Origin of the sequence: Microbulbifer aggregans, from assembly GCF_020524005.1 — a bacterium.
In the GTDB taxonomy this organism is placed as follows: Bacteria; Pseudomonadota; Gammaproteobacteria; order Pseudomonadales; family Cellvibrionaceae; genus Microbulbifer; species Microbulbifer aggregans_A.
The window spans coordinates 562,930-589,193 of record NZ_JAIVKK010000001.1 but is presented as its reverse complement, the minus strand read 5'-3'; the positions used below and the strand labels follow the sequence as shown (position 1 = coordinate 589,193).

The window sequence follows — 26,264 nt, the reverse complement described above, 5'->3', positions numbered from 1 at the left end:
GGAAAAGGTACCGCAAGCGATGAATAAAAGCGTTAGTGGCTGCTCCAGGGTCGGTACACTGGTGGTGGGGGCTGGTATCGTGGGTACGGCAATTGCTGAGCAGTTGCAGAGCCGCGGGCACAGCGTCTTGTTAGTTGATCGCGAAGCACCGGGCCGAGGCTGTTCATTTGGCAATGCGGGGCACTTTGCCACCGACGTGGTTTTGCCGCTGGCCAATATGCAGACCATTCTGAGCCTGCCCAAAATCCTGCGTGATCCTCTCGGGCCTTTGTCCATTCGCTGGTCGTATCTTCCGAAGATTCTGCCGTGGCTGATGCGCTTCGCGCTGGCCGCGTTGCCGCACAATGCGCGGGCCTCCTGCAACAGCCTGCGGGCGCTGAATGGCCGGTCCATCGAGAGCTATGATCGGTTGCTGACACGTACCGGTCTTTCCGAACTGATGACAAAGAATGGTGCGCTTACGATTTATGAGTCGGAATCCTCCATTGCGGCAAATGCCAACACGGTGGAGCTGTTGCGTAGCTTCGGCGTCGAAATAGAGTTGATGAGTGGGGACCAGCTGCGGGAAATGGAACCGGACCTCGGCCAGCAGGTGGCCGGCGGGCTCTTCTTTCCCAAAACGGCCCACAGCATCAATCCATACCGGCTTGTTGCGGAGCTCGCGGGCGCATTTCAGTCGCAGGGTGGGGCCTTTTTGCAGGGTGAGGTTTGTCAGCTGGTCGCCGTCGAAGGTGGGGGCGGCAAGGTTATCTTGCAGGACGGGCGGCAGATTGAAGCTGACCGCGTCATTGTGGCCACTGGCGCCTGGTCCAAGTCGCTTGCCGCTCAGTTGGGCTATAAGGTACCGCTCGATACTGAGCGCGGGTATCACCTGATGTTGCCGCAGAGTAATTGCGCAATCTCGCGACCAATGGTTTCTTTCGAGCGCTCATTCGTAATGACGCCAATGGAAGAGGGGCTGCGGCTTGCCGGAACGGTGGAATTGGCGGGGCTGGATGCACCGCCGAATTACCAACGGGCGGATGTTCTGTATCAGCATGCCGCTGCCCTGTTGCCAAATGTATCCAGGGAAGGCGCGACGCGCTGGATGGGTTTTCGCCCGTCGCTACCGGACTCACTTCCCGTGATTGGCCCCGCGCCGAATCACAAAGAAATCTATTTCGCGTTTGGGCATCAGCATCTCGGTCTCACTCAGGCGGCAATAACGGCCGAGTTGCTCGCGGATCTTGTTGAGGGCAAGACGCCGGAGCTGGATGTGAATCCCTATGCGATATCCCGTTTCGGCTGGCTGTAGTAACTCCTTGCCCGGTTTCCCGGGCAAGGGCGCCTGACGCATTACAAACGAGAGCTTGGGCACGGTTGTAGCGCCCACGCCAAATTAAAGCTCGATCAGGTCCTTGGGCGATCTGTTAAGCACCTCGATCCCGCTCTCTTTTATGAGAACATCGTCTTCAATCCTCACACCGCCCCAGCCGGGGATGTAAATTCCGGGCTCCACGGTCATTACAAATCCCGGGACAATCAATGTGTCGTCACCAAGTGCCAGGTAAGGCTTCTCGTGTGTTTCCAGTCCAAGGGCGTGGCCCAGTCCATCGCCTGCATGGCGGCTATAAGGGGTGTCGGCCAGGAATTGGCTGACGATCTCGGCAGGCTTTGCGCAGGTTACCCCGGCCATGACAGCCTCCAGGCCAAGCTGCTGGGCTTCCAGAACCAGCGCATAAACTTCACGCTGCTGGGCGGAAGCGCGTCCGAGGACAAAGCTGCGTGTCATATCGGAGCGGTACCCATTGACCACGGCACCAAAGTCGATGGTCAGTAAATCCCCGTTCTCCATGCGCCGCTCACTGGGCATACCGTGAGGACGTGCACTGCGTGGCCCCGAAGCAAAGATCGTGGGGAAGGCGAGTCCCTCGGAGCCGAGCCTGAACAGGGAATATTCAAGCTCGAGTGCGGCTTCGCGCTCACTCAAGCCGGGCTTGAGTTTGGGGAGTAGCAGCTCCAGTGCCTGGTCACCGATTCTCGCGGCTTCACGCATGAAATGCTGCTCGTCCGTATCTTTTATTCGGCGAAGTCTTTCGACGACATCGGATACGGCCTTTGTCTCCATGGTCAGTTCCTGCTCGAGCGCCAGCCACTGCCCATGGATGAAGTGATTCGGCTCAAAGCCCAGGCACTGGATACCGGCGTTCGCCGCCAGCCGGTTGATGAGCTGCCCCATGGTCTCGCGGGCCCGGTCCCGGACCACCACTTGGGTATTGGTTGCGCCACATTGCTCTTCCGCCTGCTCACCAAAGCGGTAGTCGGTAATCAGGAATTGTTGTTCCGGAGTAAGCAGGAGGACCGCAACATTGTTTTCGTCACTGGCAAACCCGCTGAGGTAGCGGATGTTTGCCATGCTTGCCACTAGCAGCCCATCAATGTTCTGCGGAATAAATGCTTTTCTTGCGTGTTCTACGCGTGTCATTTGAACAGATCCTTTAGTGTTGGCCACGTAAGTGGCGGTGATACCAGAGCTGGCCAATAGCGGTAATTATGGCGAGTGCGGCAAATCCGCCCCATAAAAGATCCGGTCGGTTCATGGACTTGACCAGGGTTGCGTACGCCCATCCGGACAGCAGGCCAGCGATAAGAAATCCCAGGGCCATGGACAGAAAGTAGTAACCCATGAACAGCGCAGACTGTTCTTTCGGCGCTACTTCGGCCACATATTCCTGGCTTTTGGGGGAGGCGAGCATTTCTCCCACTGAAAATAACAGTACCGCCGCGATCACGCCGAGACCGCTGGCTACGACGCCATAACCCAGCCACAGAAAGCTGGTGGCCATTACGACGGTACCTGAAACAATCACGGGGACTGTCGGGACGCCACGGCAATAACGGCTAATGAATATTTGTAGTGCCAGAATACTGCCGAAATTGAACGCGGTGATGAACTCGGGGCTGATTTGCCTGCCGTCTGTACTGGCGATCGCCTGGGCGACGGTTGGTGACAGGTTTTCGATTTCCCGAAGCAGTGGAGAGGTATCCACGAAATCGCGAATATATAGCGGCAGGGTGAGGAACAATTGGTTATAGCAGGCCCAGAACCCGGACATGATCAATAAATAGAGAACAAAAGATCGGTTGGTCAAAACCAGTCCGATATCCCGAAATACAGATCGTAATTCGGTCGAGGCCGCAGAAGATCCTGAATCTTGAATGGAAGGATCTTTATATAGCAGCAGTAGCAGGAAGTTGATCGCAATCCAGAAGGCGGTAACGCCAAATACCCATTCCCAGCTTATTCCCTTGATTACACCGGCAATGATCGGACCGATAAAACCGCCCACATTGATCATCGTATAGAAAATACCAAAACCGACACTGCGATTTTCAGCGTTGGTGGTCCGGCTTACGGTAGCCACTACGAGGGGCTTGAATATCGCCGCGCCAATTGCGACGGACAGTAAAACAATAAAGAACGGCCAGAAGCCCTGCACTTGGCCCAGTAAGTAGTAAGCCGGAGTCATGATCGCAAAAGCGATAAAGAACATACGCTTATATCCGTAGCGGTCACCAAGGGCGCCGGTAAATACCGGTAGCAGATACAGGATAAAGGGAATGACGCCCTGGATGGTTCCGCGCTCGATATCCGAAAAGCCCATACCGCCGTCTTCGGTAGGATTACTCATATACAGGGAAGAGAGCGTGAAGAAGCCGTACCAGGCGAGCCGCTCGAATATTTCCATCACATTGGCGATATAGAAACTGCGCTCGAAGGTTGCGGTTTTATCGCGTCTCTTATGGCTATTTATATAGCCTGGCGCCGTATTCGACGTGCTCATAGTGTGACCCTATTTTCGTTATTGGTTATTTGTTGTCATTGTACACAAGGTATGTTTAAGTTGATATTGCATGCAAAGATATTTGCTGCGAAATAATAAAAAACTCAACTTGAAACGAGGGTTAGAGACCATGGAAATCAAGAAAAGGCTGCTCGCACTCGCGATCAGCGCGACCTTGGGCAGTGGAATTGCAATGGCTGCCGATACTTCTGGCGGCACCTTGAAGGGGCATGTAATCAGTGCGACGGGAGAGGTCTTGCCCGGCACCCAGGTTACTGTCAGGCATTTGGGTAAGGGGTTTACCCGCACCGTAACCAGTAATGCCAAAGGGGAGTACAACCTCAACAACCTGCCGGTGGGCGAGTATTCGTTGGCATTTGAAAAAGACGGCTATGACACTGCGGGCGCGCCCCAGGTATTGGTTCGGGTCGGTGTGGCGGCAATCTACGACGGCCAATTGGCACGCGATGGGGAAACACTCGAAGTAATCGAGGTTACTGGCAGCAGACAGCGGCCAGTGGATACCGCGAGCTCTACCGCGGGTGTTGTTATTACCCAGGAAAAACTGGAACTGCTGCCGGTGAACACCGGTTTTGAAGCCATGGCGCAGCTGGCCCCCGGCGTGGTGGCACCCGGTGGCTCCGCGTTTAATGGCGCCTCCAGTTTTGGTGGCGCGTCTTCGGCTGAGAATGGCTATTACCTGAACGGACTTAACGTCTCGAATATCAAAACCGGGCTTGGATCCATTGCATTGCCCTGGGAAGCCATCAGTCAGACGCAGGTAAAAACCGGGGCTATTGATCCCGAGTTTGGCGGTGCGCTCGGTGGCATTATCAATGCGGTTTCCAAATCCGGTAACAATGAATTCAATTTTGGCTCACAGGTGCGGGTGGACCCGGACTCTCTGCGTAGTCAACACGGTTCGATTCATAATGCCGCGGGTGAATACGCGATCAATACGGAACAGAATGGAATGGATTTCCAGGAGTTCCAGGTATGGGGGAGTGGCCCGATTGTCAAGGACAAGGCATTTTTCTACGCGCTATTCAGTCCGCGACAGACGGACGACACCTGGGCATCGGGATCCACATATTACGATCGCACACGTAAGGAAGATCGCTGGTTGGTAACTGTCGACTGGTTTATCAATGAGAACCATGCAGTGGATTTCACTGCGATCAATAACGAAGAGCGTGGACAGTACGATAACTTCAATTACGACCCGGCACTGGACGCTATCGGCGAATTTGGTGGCACTACGAAAAGCCGGAGCGGTGGCCAGGTGTATGGCATGCACTATAACGGTCGCTTCACTGACGCCCTGACAGTGGACTTTACTGCCGGGCAAACACAGGAAACCGTTTATAACTCGGCGCTGAACAGTTTTCCGTCAGTTTATGACTGTCGTGGGACCTGCGTAAGTTTCAGTAATCACAGTGACTCAACGATTTACGATGAAGATTACATCCGCGACCAGGTTCGTCTGGATCTGCGTTATGAGTTGCTGGATCACACGATCAAGTTCGGTGTGGACTACAGCAGCCTGGATGTGTTCTATCAGGAGAATCAGAATGGCCTGGGCGATGCCCGGGGCTGGTGGCAGCAGCGTTTGGCGAAAGTAAACGATCCATCGTTGCAGCCGGAAGGCACTGATCTTATTGAGCGTCGTATTCGTGTGCGGGGTACGGATTCCACCGTTACTTCCACAGCACTCTATGTCCAGGATTCATGGGAGATGACGGATACCTTCACCCTGAACCTGGGCGCACGCTACGAGCAGTTTGAAAATACGGTGACTGGTGGTGAAGCCTTCGTGGATAACGATGGGATTTCCCCGCGTATCCAGGCTGTGTGGGATTTCAACGGTGACGGCAACAGTAAGGCCTTTGCTACCTTTGGCCGCTATTACCAGCCGGTGTCCGCCAATATGAACATCACCCAGGGCTCTTACTCCCGCGAAACATTCGATTACTACGCGCCGGGCACAGCAGATGCCAATGGGCGGGTGCTGCTGAATGAAGATGGTTCACCAAATCGCGATGAGTTGCTACACAGCTGGGTACGCCAGCAGGGCATCGTTGAGCCTGACCTGATTGCGAGTGGTAACCTCGAAGGCATGTATGCAGACGAGTTTACCTTGGGTATGGAAACCCTGGTTTTTGACGGCATGGTATTTGGCGTGCGCGGTATTTACCGGGACCTCAAACGCTCGATTGAAGATAGCGATATAGGCCCGGTATTGAGTAACTATCTGGAGGCGAATGGCATTGAGGACAACGTGGGGCAGGGGAGCTACTACGTACTTCTGAACCCGGGCGAAGACGTCGACATCAGTTATGATTTTGACGGCGATGGTACTGTAGACAATGTGAGCCTGAGCGCGGAAGAGCTGGCGCTGCCAAAGGCGTCCCGTCGATACCTGGCATTGGAGAACTCCCTGCGCGGACAAGTGACTGACCGCCTGTTTATGGATGTTTCCTACACCTGGTCTCACAGCTATGGCAATACGGAAGGCCTGGTGCGTACCGACAACAACCAAGCCGATCCCGGTTGGACTACGTCATATGACTATGCAGACTTGATGGACCACAGTTATGGTGACCTGCCGAATGATCATCGCCATGCGTTAAAACTGAACGGTTTCTACGATATTTCTGAGAACCTGACACTAGGCCTTGTGGGCTCCGTGGTTTCCGGGCGTCCCCAGAACTATTTCAGTATCCATCCAGAGGGAGTTGATAGCTGCGCGGATACCAGTCCCTGGAGTGACTGCATCAGCCAATATTATGGTGAAGCATCGTTCTACGACGAAAATGGCAACCCCAAGCGCAGGGGTACTGCGGGTAACTTGCCATGGACCAAACAGCTGGATCTGTCTTTGGCCTATCGCATGCCGCTGTTTGATGGTGACCTTCTGTTGAAAGGTACCGTGTACAATGTTCTGGATGACGATGCGCCGCTGGATGTCAATGAGATCCGAAGCATTCAGGGGGATAACGGACTGTTGGTAAACCCGGATTATGGTCTTACCGAAAGCAGAAACCGTGCACGCTATTTCAGCCTGATAGCCCGTTACGATTTTTAATCTGAGTCTCCAGTTAATTGCCCAGAAGGCAACACAAAAAATCCCGGCCCAAAGCCGGGATTTTTTGTGTTGGTGAAAAGTGCTTTTGTACAGGCAAAAAAAGGCGCCGCAGAGCGGCGCAAAACCAGAGAGGTTCGGTTGACTCTCTAAAGTGCCCGGGGAGGGCATGTACCTGTGAGTACAAGGTGAATGCTGTGTGCTGCCTTAAAAGGTGAAGCTGACTCCGGCAAACATGTAACGACCGAGCAGCGAATAGTTCGCGGAACCCCAGGAGGTGTAGGGGTGATCGGTCCAGGTTTCGTCGGTGAGGTTGTTCACACCGACGTATGCCTGTGCAGCCTCGTTGACTTGATAGCCGGCCCAGAGGTTGTAGTAGAGCGAATCTTTGATCACGCTGTTTTCATAGCGCTCAGCGCGGCCATCCAGATCAATGGGACCACCCTGGGTGAACTTGGTTGTCAGGCGAAGCGTCAGGTCGTTCAAAGAGTACGTAGTACTGAGATCCGCTTTCCAGTCGGGGACACCGTATTCGCCCGCGTAGTCGGTTGTTATCAATTCTCCGGTAAGCCCGTCGGTGGCAGAGTAGGAGTGTTCCAGCTGGCGCGTCGCGAGCAGATTGAAACGCAGATCCCCCGGCAGACTGATCGCGTCGGCCAGACTGAACTTGTAGTCCGCTTCGATATCGACACCGGTGCGGCGAGAGCCGTCGGCATTGATATAAGTATCCCGCACGGACTCTACGTCACCATTAGCTGCGCGTACGATCTGGCTACAGAAGTCATTATTGACGGTTTCTGAGTCGACGCAGAGGGACAGGGTCTTGCTCGCACCGAAACGCACAATCATGTCGCTGAGATCGATGTCGTAGTAGTCGATCGATACATTCAGGCCGTCAATGAATGTCGGGGTGAACACGAAGCCGGCGGTAAACGTGGTCGCTTCTTCTTCCGTGAGGTTTTCATTGCCCTCGGATATTACGCGGCCGCGCTGGCCTTTTAGGTTCGAATCCCACCCCGCGTCGATCCCCAGGCTGGCACAGTTGGCGGCGCGGCGGCCATCAGACGGCCCGCCGCTGATCTCGTCAGAGTCGCAGGGGTCGGTAAGGTCTGAATACCCCACACTGGTACCGAGAAACATTTCGCCCAGCTGTGGTGCCCGCACCGCCATGGAATAGACCGAGCGGAAACGCAGGCTGTCGTTGATCGCCCAGTTCAGACCGGTTTTCCAGCTGGTGAAGTTTGCGCTTTCGGTTGAGTATTCTGCAGCCCTTACCGCTGTTTCAAATTCGAGGCTGTCAACAAGTGGCAGGTCCGCCAAAATGGGCACCAGCAATTCTCCGTAGGCTTCGTGCACGGTTCGGCTTACGTCATCAATGGAGGTTTGTTGAGAGCTGAGCACACCAGACTCCCAAAGCTCAGAAGGCTGGTAATCCAGGTTTTCATAGCGCGACTCAAAGCCAGCACCAAATTTCACAATGCCGGCAGGCGCCATAAACAGGTCGCCAGTGATATTTGCCGCAAATGTGTGCTGCTTGATATCCGTAGTGGTGACATGGGTGGCCATGATGTAGTCGTTGACTGCATCAGAAGTCGGCTCGAACGGGGAAAACTCCGGGCAGTTGCCCGCTTCGACACAAGGTCCGATCAGGGTAAATGTATTTGCATCGATGCGGTCGTAGCGGATGTTGTTGCCACGGGTGAGCTCGGTACTGGTATATCCGCTGCTGACGTAGGTGTCCCACTGCCAGCCGTTGTCCAGTTCACCTTCGAGGGTAACGGTGGCGGCGACGTATTCCCGGTCGGTTTCGTGCCAGCGGGGGCCCGCTTCATCGAAGGTGTAGGGGAGTTGCAGCCAGTTGTCACCGTAGGCATCAAGCACCGTCAGCACACTGTCGGGAATGGTTACGCCATTGCCCTGTAGTTCTTCGACAGTAGTCCAGGAAGAAAAGATGAAATCCGGATCGATTTCATCATAGGACTCGGTAGCCGAATAAGTGAGGTCAGCGGCGATACTGATACTTTCACTAATCTCGTAGTTGACCCGGCTGTAGCTGTTCAAACGCTCATACGGGCTGCGTGCGAAGTTGTAGGCATTGGGATCAAAGCCGCTGCCATCGGTAACCATCCAGCCCTGGGATATGGCGGTTGCGGGGGTGCGCAGTACGGCTTCCGCACCGTCAATTTGGTACCAGTCGCTGTCGCCGGCGGCACCATTCCAGACACCAAAGACATTGCCGTCAATGTTGAAATCCTGATAGGTGACGCTGTCGTGGATGATCTGATCAGGGATTCCATCGTCAGGCCCGGTATCTTCCGGATTGGGAATGTAGCGGTTTCTGCCCGCTGCGCTTTTGCGGTCGCGGAAGTACAGGGGATCCTGTTGGAAATAGTCGAGAGAGAGTGCGATGTTTCCACGCTCTTCTGCGAAATTTTCACCGAAGGTAAATGTGAGTGATTTGTTCGCGGCGCCGCCAGCATCGGAATCACCGGCCTGGGCGCGCAACGACATACCGTCATAGTCGTCTCTAAGAATAAAGTTGACCACACCGGCCACGGCATCGGCACCGTATACAGCGGATGCACCGCCCGTCAGCACTTCAACCCGCTCAATCAGTTCGCTGGGGATCATGCCGATCTCGGTCACCATCGTGTTGTCATCGCTGGTGGTCTGTACCGGACGGTGCCCGTTGACCAGCGCGAGAGTGCGTTTTACGCCAAGGTCCCTCAGGTCAAGTACGTTCAGTCCTGAGTTGCCGAAGGAATAGCTGCCGCTGGTGGAATCAAGACCGGAGCCGAACTGCGGCATGGTGGAGAGCACTTCATTCAGGTTCAGTTCGCCCGTCATTTTGATCGATTCTTTGTCGATCATGGTTGTGGGGGAGGGGGTATCAAAAGTTGACCGTTGGATACGTGAGCCGGTGACTACTACTTCTTCCAGTGCTGCATCACCCAGCAGATTGCTCTCTTCTATAGCCTCTTGCGCATGCACAAGGGAGCTGTGACTGGCCGCCGCGGTAATGGCGAGCGTCAGGAGCTTCTTTGATGTATTCATTGGTTGGTTCCCTAAAACATGTTGTTGTTGTGTGCAAAAGCAATTAAAGGTTATATCAAAGTTTACTTGGTACACAATAGCTATTTAGGGTGGTTTTTCTACAGGTGGGCCGAGGCGGTCAGTTGCCGGGGGGGGCGCTGGCAAGTGTGCCTTCGGGAGGGGAGAGGGGGCAGTGTTGCAGCCCCCCGGACAAGCTCAGCCCAGGTGACGATGATCTTTGCCCGCGGTGAGCCGCACCGGCTGTAGGTAATCCCGGTAGAGGTAGCGGTACAACTTTCTTGGAAGTTTTTCCGATTGATCTTTGGCACCCAGTGCGAACGCCTGCTGGCCCAGCCACTCGATAAATTGCGGTTGCAGCGTTTCGGCGAGTATTTCCAGTTGTTTCTGGTAGCCCGGGAAATCGTCGACCCGAAGGTGGTGTGCGAGCTTCGCGAGGTTTTCGCTATCCTGCTGATACAGGAAGCGAATAGCGAGATAGCTCCAGGTGTATACGCGCGTGCCGCCATCTTTATATTCAGTGGCGAAAATGTCGCTGAGGGTCGGGTAGTCTGAAGGCTTGATTTTTCTCAGGTCACGCTCGGCACTGTCATAGTGATCGCCGTGGGCGATGTAGTTGGCGAGACCTTCCGCCCACCACACCATATGGCTCGGGAAGTAGCCGAAGCCTCCCTGCTTGTTGAAACGGCCATCGAGGTAGTGAACATATTCGTGTTCGAGGTTCCAGATACTGAAATCCGGGTCCTTCCAAAAGGCCTCAAAAGCAATGAAGCGCGCCTGGTTGTCCGGCTGTTCTGGAGAGCCCTCGAGAAACATGCCGCCATTGTCTGTGTTGATATCAAACAATAGTGATGCGAACTGGTTGTACTGGCTGTAGTTGTCAAATACCACAACTTCCAGCGCATCATTGTGGTCATTGGCCACCGGTTGCCGGTTACTGGCCAGCTTGTGGTGGAAGTCGTCTTCCTGTGCGAGCAGCGTCCGGCATGCGGCCTCCAGCGCATCTGCACTCATTGAGTTGGCCCGGATGTACAGCGTTGCTGAGCAATCGTGTTTTATTGGTAGTGCCTCTGTGTCACTTGGAAAAACACAGCGTCCGGTAAATTCGTTTTCGCAAGCGCTTTTGCCACGAAACGAAGTGACCAGGTAAGGGCGGGTATATAGCTTTTGACTGTCATTATCACTTAGTTGGGGCAGGTCCCGGGTAAGGAGTTTCCAGACGGTGTCGTCGAGGGCTTTTGCGGCATCCTCCTCCTTCTGGAGAAGCTGTAAATTTCCCAGTGCCCATAGGCTGTGGCTCAGAGGCCAGTCCTGGCCTTCGATAAATGCGTTGGTGCTTCTCGCGAAGTTTAGCAGTGCCTTTTCGCTGAAGCCGCTGGCGGTGAGTGCTTCGGAAATAACGCTATTACTGCGGGCTTCATAACCGAGAAACCCTAATGCGCGAAAACTTTCCCAGAGCGCGTACTTCTCTGCCTCGCTCAGCACTTTATCTTGCATCCGGTTCAGGACCGCGAATAGCGCGGGTAACTGGGAGCTCAGGTTGGCGTCGAGAGGCGAGTGATTGTAGTAGCGGTACAGGGTGACGGCAAAATGTTCATGCAGGCGCGCGGCCTGGTCGTTGAGCGCAGTGAACATCGCATGCTGGCGAAGTTTGCTCACTACCTTGTCCAGTGCCATCCAGTTCAGGTGATCTATGGAGTCTTGCGGTCCGAAATAGCTGTAGGCGCGGAGATAGTAGAGTGAACGATCGACGGTCTGGAAGTCGGGTGTATCCCGCGAGAGTTGTCGATCAAGCGATATGAGTACTTTGCGCAGGTTCGACGGCGTATGGGCCTCGCCGATCTTCCAGAGTTCAGTTTCGTCATTCGCGATTTGCGCGAGGAATGCGTCGTGCTCTTTTTGTGTATCACAGGATGTCTGTAAAACACATGTGAGGACAAAACTTACAATTACTGATAACCGCTTGCTGGGCATGTGCCTTCTCCATTGCCAGGATCTTTATATTTATATTGCGCACAATAGCATAAGTTGTGATGTGGGCAATAGGGGAAGGTGCTGTATTGCGAATGGGCGAAGACGGGTTGGTGGAAAATTGATCCCAATGGCTCCCCCGGACACACGCCGGGGGAGCATCGTTCAGTGGATTTAGTTGCTAATCAACTGAATTGCCGTGCCAGAAAATGGTTCAGTGGCAATGACTGAAATGTAGTACCAACCTGAATCCGGTTGGCTGATGGTGATAGTTTCGTTGTTACCGGCGTTGGTGGAGCGCTGGTCGTATGAGGTCGATGTCGCCCAGGTTGCATCGTATACATACAAATCCGCATTGCCTTCGCCACCGGACAGCTTCACCGTCAGGCTGTTGGTGCCACTTGGGATATAGGTGTAGTAGTAGTTGATAGTGCTGCTATCGCTGACGCAGGTGGTTGCGTTCAGCTCAATGGCCCCATAGGAAACTGGTGTGCCACTACAACTTGTAGTGCTGCCTTCCGAGTAGCTTGCAAGGAGGCTGACGCCGGAGAATGCCTGATAGGCCTTGAGGCGAACATACCAACGGCCAGATTGCGGGCTGGCGATATCACAGACCTCGGTATTGCCACCGATGTACGGACGGCAGCTGTATTCTGTATCCGTAGCTTCACTTCCATAGCGGACGTACAGGTCGGCGTCGCCGCTGCCGCCGCTGATAGCGATACTGAGGTTTTCAGCGTTTTCCGGCACGTCGATGTAGTAGTGAAGGTCGTCACCTGCGGTGGAAACTGCAATGCCGGTGACTTCTACATTGTTGATGAGGCCATCGCCCTGACCGCCGTCATCACCACCGTTGTCTCCGCCATCATCACCGCCGTTATCACCACCATCGTCGCCGCCATCGCTACCACCGCCATCGGACGTACTTTCGACCTGCTGCAGCCAGGTTTGCCACTCACTGTCGTATGTCGAACCGATATTGTTGATGTAACTCAGGTACCCGTCGTAGTTACCGGCCCGCAGGTAGGTGAGAATCTGAGTGACTTCGCTGTGATGTTTCTCGAACATGAAACGTACCGCGAGATAGCCCCAGCGGTAGATACGGTCCTGTCCACTGCTGTAGTTGTTGGCGAAAATGTCACTCAGGTTGTACGCACCGGTACGCGCCATTTCGATGGCAGTATCGTTGTAGTCCTGCTTGGAGACATATTCTGCCAGACCCTCGATCCACCACACGGTTTTGTGGCTGCTGGTCTGTGCATCGCCAAAACCGCCATAGAGGTTGTAGCGGCCATCCAGGTAGTGGACGTATTCGTGAGTCAGGTTCCAGACTTCAAACTCCGGACGCAGCCAGTCGGCTTCGTGGGCGATAAAGCGGGCCTGGTTGTCGGCAGCGGAGGGGTCGCCTTCCAGGTACATGCCTCCGTTATTGGTGCTGATGCCGTAAAACAGCGGGGCGTAGGTGTTGTACTCATCCCAATCGTCGAAGACCACAACTTCCAGGTCGGTGTTCTGGTCGTCTGCAACGGGGTTGTAGTTGGTCGCCAACAGCTGGTGGAAGTAGGTTTCCTGATCGGACAGTTTGCCACAGGAGTCCGTCATCTGTGTCTGGGTCATGTCCTGAGCGAGAATCTTCAGGGAACTACTGCAGGTGTACTGGTCGGCCAGTACCTGTTGTTGGAGGTCTTCCTCGAAACCGCAAATCCCGAAATCACTGCAGTTACCGTAGTAGTCAGCGTTGCCGGCTGCCGCGATCCAAACGGATTTCCCTGTGCCCGTCATACTGTACCGGTTGAGCAGCTGATTGGTCTCCGCTACCACGGTGTCGTAGATCGGCGCGGTCTCATATTGCAGGAAACGTGTGAGTTCTCGCGCGGCATTTTCCTGCATGAACTGGGCGTCGGTATCGAGCATCCAGTCGGAGCGGGCAAAGTCACCGAGAAGTTGAATCAGCTGGGTATCGCTGCTGGTTTGGTCAATGAAGTCAGACGAGTAATGTCCGCGAAACAGCACGGTAAAGATACCGTTGACCGAGGCGCGCATGCGGCTGTAACTGGCGGCATCCTGATCCCAGTCCTGGAGCCAGCGCTTGACGACTGGCAGATAGCGCGTGTTTTCTTGCGCGCTATCAATCAAGACGATCGCGTCAATGGTCGCGTCGCCGGCCGTATCGGATACGGCGTAGAAGTCCGGATTTGCCGTAAATGCATCGAGCGCGTCAACAACGGCGTTCTGAACGCTGGTATTGAAGGAGACGTCGTCGGGATAGTAGTACTCAATGTAGTACCCGGTGCGAAGGAAATAAAACAGCTTGTTAATGCTGCTATCTTCCGCTGATATGTCAAATGACTCCGCCATGTTCTCGGCAGCAGTGGCAACTGTAATCATCTTTTGCTGGGTGAAGCTCGCAAAACTGGTGCTGTTGCCTTCATAGAGATCATTGATACAGCTGGTTTCAGAGGCCAGGATATGATCTACGAGTGTTTGGCCACTGTATTGCGCGTAGCCCGCAGCATCACAGGTTGCGAGCGGCTCAACCGCTGCCTGGATTGCGAACGTCTGCACGGCTGCAGAGACCGTTTGCTCCTCCGGTGTGTAGCGTGGCTCTACCGGCGCTGTTACCGGGTCTGCATTTGGGGTTGGAGTAATCGCGATCCCATGAGTCATGTTGGATGGCGAAGGGGTTGCTGGTGAGGGCGCAGCGGATACCTGGCAGGCTGCACCGATTAATATGGCTGTGACTCCCGTAATTATCGAATTAGCGGAAATCCTCTTCAGGTTCTTATTCATATTGTTGCTTCTTTATTATTTCTTGAATGGTCGCGCCGGCAACTTTCTGGCGCGTCTCGAACGGATTATGAAGATTCAGAATGTCTGCATAGGTATCTCCAAGTTATTGTTGAGTGCAAAAACATAATATTGCGCGCAAAGATATTCTGTGCGCAGTGCACGCTTTGTGTACTTTTTGGCGTCAAATGCATCTATGGGCGGGTATCGGGCCGGCGCAGTGGCAAAAGAGGCTGGTTCCCTCTATGTGGCTGCTATAAATGAAAAGTGATGGAGTGCACTCGAAGGCCTGTAGCCGCGAGAAGATTTGGTGCCAGTCGGATGGTCGGCTGAGCAGTCGGCAGGGGTGGGGTTGGTCAATAAATAGGCGCGAGGTCCCCTGATAGATTGGGTAATTGCTTTTCCATCGCCGGGGAATTGCCTATCATTCATGAATGAATAGTCAATTTCAGTCTCCAAATACACGGACAGCTAAGGTCGGAAGTATGGATAAGGCAAAAGAAAAGGTTCAGCGTTTTCGTGCGCGGGAGCAGCGTATCCTGGATGCGGCACTGGAGCTGCTGCTGGAGCACGGTGAAGAGAAAGTAACCGTCGAGCAGATCGCAGAGCGTGTCGATATCGGCAAGGGCACCATCTATAAGCATTTCATCTCGAAAACCGAGATTTACATGCGGCTGCTTATGGATTACGAGAAGTCCCTCACCGAGCGGCTGAAGTCCGCTGTGGCTACGGCAGAGCAGGGCGATATTACCGCGCCAGCCCGGGCTTACTTCGAATCCCGGATGGCGGATCCGGCACGAGACCGCCTGTTCCAGCGCCTTGAAGAGAAGATTATTGCGCTGAATCTGGCGCCGGAAATGATCGCTGAGCTTCACGCTCTAAGGAATTCCAACGCCTCTGCACTGAACCGGGTGTTTGAGCGCCGGATGGAGCAGGGCGTCTTGAAAGAAGTGCCTGCCTACTATTACTACTCCACCTATTGGGCGCTGGTGCAGGGTGCTGTCGAGCTATACCACTCCAAGTCGTTCGCCGATGTTATAGAGGATCGGGAGGGGCTGATGAATTTCATTATGGATGTTGGGGTTCATATTGGTGATATGTCAGGCCGTCGTGGCGAGGAAGCCGGGAAAGTGGGTGGTGCCGCCCCGTCAGCCGCGCCGGGTGGTATGCCGGGCAGCAGCTTTGGCTGAGCCGCTGTTTCAGCAGTTAGAGAAACTGCATGAGGAGTTTCGTGGCCACCCCCCGGTGGCCAAGTGGAATCCGGATCTGTGTGGAGACATGGATCTGGTTATCTGCAGTGATGGACGCTGGGTTCATGAAGGAACTGAAATCAAGCGTCAGCCGCTGGTGCAACTCTTTGCCAGTATTTTGAAGAAAGAGAAGGGTGACTATTTTCTGGTCACCCCGGTGGAGAAATGGCGTATCCGCGTCGAGGATGCCCCCTTCCTGATTACCCAGGCGGCGAAAGACGAAACCAGGATCCTGTTGACCACCAACACCGGCGACGTTGTGCCCCTGGACTCCGACCATCCCCTGATACTGAAGCTTTACGGCGATCCGCCACAGCCCGTGCCTTATATTGAGGTTCGGGATGGACTGGAAGCCCGAACGTCCCGGGATGTTTATTACGAACTCATTGACTGGGCGGAGCCACGGCAGCCCACCGCACCTCCCGCGCGACTTTGCCAGTTGTGGCTGACGAGCAGCGGAGAGGAATTTCTTCTGGGCGAATACTGAACGCCTTCCAGCCTTCCAGCCTTCCAGCCCTCCAGCTTTCCGCCTGCTTATCGCTTTCGAGATATCGCTATGGTTTTCCCATATTTTATTCTGTCATTTATAGATATCTCTGAAGCCAGCTTGTCTCTACTGGCATCAACAGAGGTCGCCTCCATATCCTCTGCAACAAAACGGAAATAAAAAAGAAGTCATAAAGCAATATATCTGAAACATATGGACGGTAAGTGACCGGTTTTGAGAAAAGTTCAAATTTTTTTTATCGTATCTTTCATTCGTAACATTTCCGCAACACTCGATTCCTAGACTCCCCTTCGTCAAATCGCGAAAGCGAAATAAAAGAATCTGTTTCCAGGTTGATCGACAATTTGGTCGCAAGTGCGGGCTGAATAGATAGCTCAAAGTAGCGACCGTCGAGCACCAAACTTTTATATAACATCCTTTAGGGGGATCTATGAAGCGCGTAAGCAACAAGCTGCTGTTGGCGGCTGCGATTTCTGCTCTGCTGGCTGGTTGTGACAGCGGCGGTATCAATATTGAGCCGCAGACCGTTGATAACTCCGTAGACAATTCTGTAACCAATCCCGGTTCTACTGTAGAAAACCCCTGTGCTGCTCTGGCTAGCGGCGTACAAGGCACTGCGGAAGGTGCGAACTGTCGTTACGGTTCCGACTTCGTTTCTTACTCTAACCCGCTGATGGAAGACCTCTACCTGCCGGCTCTGCCCGACGGCGGCGCGCACATCTTCGACGACCTCCTGTTTGTTGGCGCCAGCTATGGTAGCGCTGCAGATCTGGCGGCAGCTGGTATCACTGAAGGTGGTGACGGCCCGGCTCTGGAAATTCAGGCTGGCGCTACCATTGCGTTTAAAGACAAAGCGTCTTTCGTTGTAATTAACCGCGGCTCTCAGCTTTTTGCTCGCGGCACTGAAACTGCACCGATCACCTTCACTTCCGAAACTGACGTTCTCGGCACTGTGGGTGCTGAAGATGTTTCCCAGTGGGGCGGCATGGTGATTAACGGCTTTGGTGTTACCAACAAGTGTGTCTACACCGGTTCCGTTGCTGGTAGCGATCTGGCACTGGCTGGTGAGTGTAGCCTGCCTGCTGAAGGTTCCGATTCTGACCAAGAATCCAACTACGGTGGTGACAACAACGCGGATAGTTCTGGTGTTATGACCTACGTTCGCGTTAAGCACACTGGTGCCGAGGTGGTTGAAGGAAACGAGCTGAACGGCGTGACCTTTGCCGGTGTTGGTAGCGGCACCGTTGTAAATAATCTGGAAGCTTACGCGACCTACGACGACGGCATCGAGATGTTCGGTGGTGCGGTAAATATCGAAAACTACGTAGCACTTTACGTGCGTGACGACTCCATCGATATCGACGAAGGTTGGCAGGGTTCCATCACCAACGCACTGGTAATCCAGAGCGAAACCGACGGTAACCACTGTATCGAAGCTGACGGTATCGGTAGCTACGACGACATGGCCGACGGCACTAAAACTGACCGTCGTGCAGAGATCGTTTCCCAGGGTATCAACAGCCGTCCGGTTATTGATGGTCTGACCTGTATCGTTTCTGCCGCCTCATCCACCGTAACCCACGATCCGGGTGCTGGCTGGCGTCTGCGTGAGGGTATCTACCCGACTATCACCAACTCCATGGTTGTAGCTTCTTTCGCCGCTGACGAGAACGGCGCTGAAGGTAGCAACTACTGCTTGCGTATTCAGAGTGACGAGACTCTGGCTGGTCTGGTAGACGGCAGCGAAGCTGGCCTGGCTTCAAACGTTTTTGCCTGTGAAGATCAGGTTAAAGGCGACCTGCCTGGCGGCGTAACTGCGGCTGAGTGGGCAACTGCAAGCGGTAACGAATTCATCGCGATTACTGGCAAGGTTGACCCGACTGCTAATGCAAACAGTGAGTTTGTCCTGCTGGGCGGTGTTCCGGCTTTCTACACCGAAGCTGCTGCTGCTCAGATGGGCGTAACCGTTTCTCCTCAAGAGCGCGCCTTCCTGGGTGCTCTGAGTGTAAACGGCAGTGACTGGACCAATGGCTGGACCTACGGTCTGCATGAAGGTAGCCGCGCTCAGCCGCTGTGGTTTGAATAAATCGCCGGTGGGGTAATCCCGTGAAAGGGCGCCGGTTCAGATGGAGAGCCGGCGCCCTCTTTGCTTCTACCGCAGTAATGACAGGAACAAAAGGGGCCTGGGTAATGGTTAAGAACGAAAAATTTCAGAGAGCGCCGCTGGTACTGGCTATTACCGCGGTCTCAGCTTTTGCGTCCGGTGCTTACGCACAGGAAGAAGATAAGGTCGGGGTGGCCATCGAGTCCAAGCCTCAAGTCGCAGCGCCTCAGATCGAGGAGTTGATGGTTCAAGGGCGCCTGCAGAGTTCGGCAGAAATGCTGATCAATGAACGCCTGGACGATGAGGTGGTTACCGACGTTCTTGGTGCTGAAATGATTGGCCGCATCGGTGACTCTACTGTCGCAGCAGCATTGAAACGCGTATCTGGTTTGACGTTGGTCAATGATAAGTTCGTTTACGTGCGTGGTCTCGGTGAGCGCTATTCCAGTACTACTCTGAACGGTGCGACTGTGCCTTCGCCGGATCTGACGCGCAATGTGCTGCCGCTGGATCTCTTTCCTACTTCTGTAGTCGAGTCTTTGGCTGTACAGAAAAGTTATTCCGCCGACCAGTCTGCAAGTTTTGGTGGCGGTAACGTGGATATCCGCACGAAGGGTATTCCAGAAGACCTGACTTTCTCTTTTGAGGTCGGAACCGGTATGAACTCCGAGACCGGAGGAGACGTGCTGAGCTATGCAGGCGGTGACGACGATGTATTCGGAACCGACGACGGCACACGCGCGCTGTCTGCAAATATCGAAGCGGCGATGCAGCGTTTTCAGGGTGACCTGAGTGTGGCCGGTATTCGCGATACTCTGATCGCTGAAGGTAACGAATACGCCAACGCCCAGGAGGCCTACGCTGCGGCTCAAGCACTAAACCGTGAGCTTGCTCTGAACCTGAATCGCGATATCGCTATAGCAGATGATTCCAGCACGCCCGACTCTGATGTAAAGGCAAGTGTTGGTAATAGCTTATACTTTGGTGATAACTGGGAGCTGGGCTTTCTGGCTGGCGGTTCATATAAGAGTAAGTGGCGGGAGACTGAGCGCACCCAGCGGAACCATGCGTTCCCGGAAGAGCGTATCAATACCCGTACCAAGTCCACCTATTCAGTGGATATGAATGGTAGCCTGAACCTGGGCCTGCGCTATGCGGACGAGCACGAGCTGGAAACCACCAGCCTGTTTTTGCGCAACACCGACGATGAAACCTCCATCAGCGATTACTTCAATGAAAACCGTCAGGTATCTGATGGCCGCGGCTTCCGTGACTACCAGCTGAAGTATGAAGAGCGGGAGATGGTGGTCAATCAGGTTAAAGGTAGTCACCGTATTGGCGCTGAAACCAAATCTCTGATCCCGGCCGGTTTACTGAACTGGGTTCCTGATGAGCTTTCTGTGGATTGGTTCTATTCTGATGCCACTGCGACCACCGATATTCCGAATCAGGTGAGTGTTTCCGCAAATACCGCAACCGATCCAGTAACTGGTGAAGTTCTCAGCTCTGAAGTGCGAGTGGCCGCTCGTAGTGCCGACTTCCGCTTTACCGAGCTGGAAGATCAGGTAACCAACTATGGTTGGTCAGCCACTCTGCCTTTGGAGTTTTCTTCTTCAACTCTGGAGTTGAGCACTGGTTTTGCGCGTATTGAGAAGGGGCGTACCTACAAGCAAACCGAGTTGCTGCTGGATATATTGGAAGTTGGCGATAATGGCTTCCTGAATGGTCCTCTGGATCAGGTATTCAGCGATGAAAATATTACGGATACTGACAATAATTTCGTATTCGACCGCTCTCCGAGCAACAAGCAGAGTTATATTGCTGCAACCTTGACCGATGCGGTCTTTGGTAAGGCTGACTGGACCCTGAACGAGACATGGCGCGTGTCTGCCGGTGCTCGCTGGGAGGACTACAACCAGGTAGCGCTGAAGTGGAATCCTTACGGTTACACCGTAGAAGATCCCCAGATCACTTCTGACATTGAAGAGCTTGAGAGTGCGGTCTACTCACAAGAGGACGTTTACCCATCTGTGTCTTTGACTTACATGGGTTCCTGGTGGGCAGAGACGTTCCAGCTCCGCTTCGGTGCTTCGAAAACTGCTGTACGCCCGGATCTGCGTGAGATCACTGACTCTCTGTACATCGATCCGATTACCGATGAGCGAGTTAGGGGTAACCCCGATGTGCGTCCATCCGAGATCAACAACTACGATCTGCGTGGTGAGTGGTTCTTCGATAATGGCGACAACCTGACAGTTTCCTTGTTCTACAAGGATATTACTGACCCGATCGAGTTCTTCGAGGCTCCGATTAGTGATACCGATCGCCTGCGCGAGCTGGTAAACGCCGAGTCCGGCGAAATTACCGGTATCGAACTGGAAGGCATGAAGGATCTCGGTTTCCTGGGCGGCTTTATGGAAAGCTTCTTTGTTCAGGGTAACGTGACTCTTCAGGAGTCTGAACTTGTGGCGGGTGCTGATGCGGATGCGCCGACAAACCAGGTGCGAACTCTGGCTGGTGCCTCTGAATATGTTGTAAATACCCTGTTCGGTTTTGACTCTCCAGATGGCGGCCATTCTGCGACCATTGGCTACAACGTTTTTGGTGAGCGTCTCTATTTGGCCGGTCGTAATGGTGCCCCGGATTCCTTCGAACAGCCGTTCCATTCCCTGGATCTGACTTATTCCTGGTATCCGACTGAAGAGATCACCGTCAAGGCCAAGATGCAGAATCTGTTGGATGACGCGATTGAAATCGAGCGGGCCGGCGTGATTGTGTTTGAAGAGAAGCCTGGACAGTCTTTCTCTTTGAGTGCGCAGTATCAGTTCTAAATACTGATATCGCGGAGTTTCGTAAAAACAACAATATTCCTGGAAGGATAATACCAACAGGGAAATGCTTAAAAACCGGACACTGGAAGCAGTGTCCGGTTTTTTTATGTGCGTGCAGTTTGCCAGGGCAAATAAAAAAGGCGCCCGAAGGCGCCTGAAAAAACTGACTGCAGTTTTACATATTCGGGTAGTTGGGGCCGCCGCCGCCTTCCGGAGCAACCCATACGATGTTTTGGGTCGGGTCCTTGATGTCACAGGTTTTGCAGTGGACGCAGTTCTGTGCGTTGATCTGGAAGCGCTTGTTACCGGCTTCTTCGATCACCTCGTACACGCCCGCAGGGCAGTAGCGCTGTGCCGGCTCGTCGTAGATCGGCAGGTTGTGGTTCAGCGGTACGTCGGCATCTTTCAGGGTCAGATGGCAGGGCTGATCTTCTTCGTGGTTGGTATTGGAAATAAATACCGATGACAGCTTGTCGAAGCTCAGTACGCCGTCGGGTTTCGGGTAGCTGATCTTTTTGCAGTCAGCAGCCGGTTTCATCTGTGCGTGATCGGCCTTGCTATCGCGCAGGGTCCAGGGCAGTTTGCCCTTGAACAGGTTGATGTCGATGAACGCATAGGCGGAGCCGAGAATGTTGCCCCACTTGTGCTGAGCCGGACCGAAGTTCCGCTGCATGTTCAGCTCTTTCCATGCCCAGCTTTGCTGGTACTTGGTGGTGTACTCGGTCAGTTCGTCACTTGCACGATCTGCGGCAATCGCTTCGGCCGCGGCTTCCGCAGCAAGCATGCCGGATTTCATCGCGGTGTGATTGCCCTTGATCTTGGCAAAGTTCAGGGTGCCGGCGTCGTCACCAATCAGCATGCCGCCCGGGAAGGTCATTTTCGGCTGGGACTGCAGGCCGCCTTTCACGATGGCGCGCGCACCGTACGCGACGCGCTGACCGCCTTCCAGGTACTGCTTGATCACCGGGTGGTGTTTGTAGCGCTGGAACTCGTCAAACGGGCTGACGTGAGGGTTGCTGTACGACAGATCGGTAATCAGGCCAACCACTACCTGGTCGTCTTCCAGGTGGTAGAGGAAACCACCACCCGGGGTGCCGGATTCATCCAGCGGCCATCCGGCCGTGTGTACGACCAGGCCTTGCTGGTGCTTGGCGCTATCAACTTTCCAGATTTCCTTGATACCAATGCCATAGTGCTGCGGATCGCGGTCGGCATCCAGGGTGAACTTGGAGATCAGTTGCTTGCCCAGGTGGCCGCGGCAGCCCTCAGCGAAGAGGGTGTATTTGGCGTGCAGTTCCATGCCCGGCATATAGGAGTCTTTCTCCTCACCGTTCATGCCAACGCCCATGTCGCCCGTGGCAATGCCTTTTACGGAGCCGTCGTCGTTATACAGGACTTCAGCGGCGGCGAATCCAGGGAAGATCTCTACACCGAGGTTTTCTGCCTGTTCTGCAAGCCAGCGGCACAGGTTGCCAAGGCTGATAATGTAGTTGCCTTCATTATGCATGGTGGTCGGTACCAGCATATTCGGTACTTTCATACCTTTTTCGGGGCCGCGTAGTACGTAGATATCGTCGCCCTTAACCTCCGTATTCAGAGGGGCGCCGCGTTCTTTCCAGTCTGGGAAGAGTTCGTTCAGGGCGGTGGGTTCGAAAACGGCACCAGAGAGGATGTGCGCACCCACCTCAGAGCCTTTTTCTACCACGCAGACCGAGAGGTCTTCATTGATCTGACGAAGTCTGCACGCGGCGGCAAGTCCGGCGGGGCCAGCACCCACGATGACTACGTCGTATTCCATTGACTCGCGTTCCACAGGTGTCTCCTCAGCAAGTTGCTCTCATTATTCAGGCGCCGAATTATGGCAAGCCTATATTCTGGCGGCCGATTATATCGGCGAATCAGTGACCCTACCAATTGCAGGAGTTTTCAATTCTGGTGGCCAAAGTAGCGTAACGTTTTGATTTTCCTTGGGAGAATAGGGTGGCGTTATGGTCTGGAATAGATCTGATGAATGACTGCTAGGCTTACTATTCCACTATTGATTTTGGTTTTTGAAAGGGCCACCATACACGCCGCTCAAACAAGTGTTTGAACTGGTGACGCCGCTATATTTGCCGTATTACCTATGGGTATTCGAGTTTTGGGTGGGCCAGTTTCCGAGCCCAGCCGGGAGGCTGCCCGAGTATAAACGCCGCGTTGGCTCCAGCCGGAGCACGACAGCGGCTTCTACGTAGACTACTGAGACGGGATTTTCATGAAAGTTCTTGTAGCTGTGAAACGCGTTGTGGATTACAACGTGAAGGTCCGCCCGAAGGCGGACGGTACTGATGTGGACACTGCCAACGTCAAGATGTCCATCAACCCCTTCTGTGAAATCGCTGTGGAAGAAGCGGTACGCCTGAAAGAAAAGGGCGTAGTGAGCGAGATCGTCGCCGTTTCCATGGGGCCGAAGCAGTGCCAGGAACAGATTCGTACCGCGCTTGCGCTGGGCGCTGATCGCGGTATTCAGGTAGAAACTGACGCCGAGCTGCAGCCGCTGGCGGTGGCCAAGTGCCTGAAAGCGCTGGTGGAAAAAGAAGAACCGCAGCTGGTTATTCTCGGCAAGCAGTCCATCGATGGCGACAACAACCAGACTGGCCAGATGCTGGCCGCACTGACCGGTATGGGGCAGGGCACCTTTGCTTCCGAGGTCAATGTGGAAGAAGGTTCCGTCAAGGTAACCCGTGAGGTTGACGGTGGTCTGCAAACCGTTGAGCTTAGCCTGCCGGCTGTAGTTACTACGGACCTGCGCCTGAACGAACCGCGCTACGCCTCCTTGCCAAACATCATGAAGGCCAAGAAAAAGCCTTTGGATACCACTACCCCGGACGAGCTGGGTGTAGATATCGCTCCGCGCACCAAAACCCTGAAAGTAGAGCCGCCGGCTGAGCGTCAGGCTGGTATCAAGGTCGCCGATGTGGCGGAACTGGTGGAAAAACTGAAGAGCGAGGCGAAGGTAATCTGATGAGCATCCTGGTAATTGCAGAACACGATAACGCCGAACTGAAAGGCGCTACGCTGAACACCATCGCTGCCGCTAAAGCCATCGGTGGAGATATCGACGTGCTGGTCGCTGGTAGTGGCTGTGGCGCGGTTGGTGAAGCGGCTGCCAAAGTCGCCGGTGTCAGTAAGGTATTGGTTGCGGACAGCGCGATTTACGAGCACCAGCTGGCAGAGAATGTCGCCAAACTGGTAGCTGACCTGGGTAAAAACTACAGTCACGTGCTGGCTCCGGCTACCACCACTGGCAAAAACATGCTGCCGCGCGCTGCGGCACTGCTGGACGTGCAACCGATCTCTGACATCATCGCTGTTGAGAGTCCGGACACCTTCAAGCGCCCGATTTACGCCGGTAACGTCATTGCGACCGTGCAGAGCTCTGATGCCATTAAAGTGGCTTCTGTGCGTGCAACAGCATTTGATCCGGTTGCAGCAGAGGGTGGTAGCGCGGCTGTCGAGTCTGTTAGTGCCGCTGACGACGCTGCAGTCTCCAAATTTGTTGGCGAAGAGCTGGCAGAGTCTGACCGTCCTGAGCTGACTGCAGCTCGCGTGGTGATTTCTGGTGGCCGTGGCATGCAGAACGGCGAGAACTTCGAGCTGCTGTATAAAGTTGCTGACAAGCTGGGCGCAGCGGTTGGTGCATCTCGCGCGGCAGTAGACGCCGGTTTTGTACCCAATGATATGCAGGTTGGCCAGACTGGTAAGATTGTCGCCCCGGACCTGTATATTGCAGTGGGTATTTCTGGCGCCATTCAGCACCTTGCGGGTATGAAAGACTCCAAAGTGATTGTGGCCATCAACAAAGATGAAGAAGCGCCGATTTTCTCGGTTGCCGATTACGGCCTTGTTGCCGATCTGTTTGATGCAGTGCCGGAGCTTGAAACAAAGTTGTAATCCTTGTTTCATACACTGACGGTAACGAAAAGGGCGGCTTTAGTCGCCCTTTTTATTGGCCTGAATCATTTGCGCCCGTGTCCAGCTGGTCATTTTTTGAACCTTTACGGCGCTTAACGTTGCCTTTCTTGTGGTGAGCTACCAGAATAGGCGCCCAATAATGAAATCGGGCTGTATGTGGTACAGCAGAGACGGGTTTAATCATGTCTTTGGTCAAGCGCGCTGTCGCGTCAGTAGTTAACAAATCGGCTGGATCCTCGCCGAACACGTTCCGTCGCAGCCTCTGGGCGACGGCCGGTGTCGTTGGCGGATGGTTATCCGTGAACCTGGTTGCCTATGGCAGTCTGGTGTTGCCGGGAAGTGGCGAAGAAAGCCTGCTGGTTGAGCGTGGTGCCCGACCGGCCGCCAGTGCACCTGCGGTAAACCTGCCCAATACGCCGTTCTTTGGCGTTGCCGAAATCAAGAAAGAAACAGCAGTAGCCGAGCTGGATCTGGAAAATATTCCCATCACGCAATTGAACCTTGTGCTGTCTGGTGTTCTAAGCAGCAGCGTCGACGACCGTGCGAGTGCGTTAATCGCCGAGCGTGGCAAGCCCGCTCAGCGTGTGTTTGTTGGTGAGACTATGGCCGGGGGGGCTGAAGTCTACTCCGTAGAGGTTGATCACATTATTCTCCGGCGCAATGGGCAGATGGAGAAACTGACATATCCCGATGCGGATGGTCGCCCAACCGTTCCCAAGCAGTATGCCAATTACGCGCGTGAGGCGGCGAAGGCGATTGGGGCGAACGCGTCGATGGGCTCGGCAGATAAACAGCAGTCTATTCGCGACAGGCTGGAGCAGCTCCGGGAGATGGCCCGTTCAAGGCAGAACGTGCGAAGCCAGAAATAGGACGCTGTAGCCCGAGAGCTAACTTTACCAAGA

General features: G+C 54.2%; 16 protein-coding genes. 10 read left to right on the top strand and 6 right to left on the bottom strand.

Features of this window, described 5'->3' with window-relative positions; all coding sequences use genetic code 11:
• The first annotated feature begins 19 nt into the window (after positions 1–19).
• Complete coding sequence (locus LC093_RS02505; protein ID WP_226661662.1) at positions 20–1,294, top strand: NAD(P)/FAD-dependent oxidoreductase; 1,275 nt, start codon at positions 20–22, stop codon at positions 1,292–1,294.
• Positions 1,295–1,378: 84 nt separating this feature from the next.
• On the opposite strand, the gene LC093_RS02500 is transcribed toward LC093_RS02505, so the two are convergent.
• Positions 1,379–2,464 (bottom strand): M24 family metallopeptidase, encoded by a 1,086-nt coding sequence (locus LC093_RS02500; RefSeq protein ID WP_226661660.1) that lies wholly within the window; start codon positions 2,462–2,464, stop codon positions 1,379–1,381.
• A gap of 13 nt (positions 2,465–2,477) precedes the next feature.
• The gene (locus LC093_RS02495) at positions 2,478–3,824 is read right to left on the bottom strand and encodes an MFS transporter (protein WP_226661658.1); all 1,347 of its coding nucleotides are present in this window, start codon (positions 3,822–3,824) and stop codon (positions 2,478–2,480) included.
• Between the two features lie 130 nt (positions 3,825–3,954).
• Between LC093_RS02495 and LC093_RS02490 the strand changes: the two genes are divergently transcribed.
• The gene (locus tag LC093_RS02490) at positions 3,955–6,909 is read left to right on the top strand and encodes a TonB-dependent receptor (RefSeq protein ID WP_226661656.1); all 2,955 of its coding nucleotides are present in this window, start codon (positions 3,955–3,957) and stop codon (positions 6,907–6,909) included.
• Positions 6,910–7,113: 204 nt separating this feature from the next.
• Here the strand turns inward: LC093_RS02490 and LC093_RS02485 are convergent, their stop codons facing one another.
• From LC093_RS02485 to LC093_RS02475, 3 genes are all read right to left on the bottom strand, one after another.
• Positions 7,114–9,960: a TonB-dependent receptor plug domain-containing protein gene (locus tag LC093_RS02485; protein ID WP_226661654.1), complete on the bottom strand. Its 2,847-nt coding sequence runs from the start codon at positions 9,958–9,960 to the stop codon at positions 7,114–7,116.
• A 195-nt stretch (positions 9,961–10,155) separates the two neighbouring features.
• Positions 10,156–11,931 carry a collagenase gene (locus LC093_RS02480; protein WP_226661652.1) on the bottom strand — a complete coding sequence of 592 codons (1,776 nt, stop codon included), beginning with the start codon at positions 11,929–11,931 and terminating at the stop codon, positions 10,156–10,158.
• A 171-nt stretch (positions 11,932–12,102) separates the two neighbouring features.
• Positions 12,103–14,595, bottom strand: coding sequence for a M9 family metallopeptidase (locus LC093_RS02475; protein WP_226661651.1), 2,493 nt, complete (start codon positions 14,593–14,595; stop codon positions 12,103–12,105).
• On the opposite strand from LC093_RS02475, the gene LC093_RS02470 reads away from it, so the two are divergent.
• The 5 genes from LC093_RS02470 to LC093_RS02450 all read left to right on the top strand — a co-directional run bounded on the left by LC093_RS02470 (position 14,594) and on the right by LC093_RS02450 (position 21,408).
• Entirely contained in the window at positions 14,594–14,845 is a 252-nt protein-coding gene (locus LC093_RS02470) for a hypothetical protein (protein ID WP_226661649.1), read from the top strand. The genes LC093_RS02475 and LC093_RS02470 overlap by 2 nt on opposite strands.
• A gap of 355 nt (positions 14,846–15,200) precedes the next feature.
• A complete protein-coding gene (locus LC093_RS02465; protein ID WP_226661647.1) occupies positions 15,201–15,905 on the top strand; it encodes a TetR/AcrR family transcriptional regulator in 705 nt (234 codons plus the stop codon).
• Positions 15,898–16,452: a DUF1285 domain-containing protein gene (locus LC093_RS02460; RefSeq protein ID WP_226661645.1), complete on the top strand. Its 555-nt coding sequence runs from the start codon at positions 15,898–15,900 to the stop codon at positions 16,450–16,452. The genes LC093_RS02465 and LC093_RS02460 overlap by 8 nt, the downstream gene beginning before the upstream one ends.
• A gap of 451 nt (positions 16,453–16,903) precedes the next feature.
• A complete protein-coding gene (locus LC093_RS02455; RefSeq protein WP_226661643.1) occupies positions 16,904–18,559 on the top strand; it encodes a serine/threonine protein kinase in 1,656 nt (551 codons plus the stop codon).
• 104 nt (positions 18,560–18,663) lie between these two features.
• Positions 18,664–21,408 (top strand): TonB-dependent receptor domain-containing protein, encoded by a 2,745-nt coding sequence (locus tag LC093_RS02450; RefSeq protein WP_226661641.1) that lies wholly within the window; start codon positions 18,664–18,666, stop codon positions 21,406–21,408.
• A gap of 175 nt (positions 21,409–21,583) precedes the next feature.
• Here LC093_RS02450 and LC093_RS02445 read toward each other — a convergent pair whose 3' ends face one another.
• Positions 21,584–23,206 (bottom strand): electron transfer flavoprotein-ubiquinone oxidoreductase, encoded by a 1,623-nt coding sequence (locus LC093_RS02445; protein WP_264192868.1) that lies wholly within the window; start codon positions 23,204–23,206, stop codon positions 21,584–21,586.
• Between the two features lie 456 nt (positions 23,207–23,662).
• Between LC093_RS02445 and LC093_RS02440 the strand changes: the two genes are divergently transcribed.
• From LC093_RS02440 to LC093_RS02430, 3 genes are all read left to right on the top strand, one after another.
• Positions 23,663–24,412 carry an electron transfer flavoprotein subunit beta/FixA family protein gene (locus LC093_RS02440; RefSeq protein ID WP_226661638.1) on the top strand — a complete coding sequence of 250 codons (750 nt, stop codon included), beginning with the start codon at positions 23,663–23,665 and terminating at the stop codon, positions 24,410–24,412.
• A complete protein-coding gene (locus LC093_RS02435; protein WP_226661636.1) occupies positions 24,412–25,341 on the top strand; it encodes an electron transfer flavoprotein subunit alpha/FixB family protein in 930 nt (309 codons plus the stop codon). Before LC093_RS02440 ends, LC093_RS02435 begins: the two co-directional genes overlap by 1 nt.
• 203 nt (positions 25,342–25,544) lie before the next feature.
• Positions 25,545–26,231 (top strand): type II secretion system protein N, encoded by a 687-nt coding sequence (locus tag LC093_RS02430; RefSeq protein ID WP_226661633.1) that lies wholly within the window; start codon positions 25,545–25,547, stop codon positions 26,229–26,231.
• Positions 26,232–26,264 lie beyond the last annotated feature (33 nt).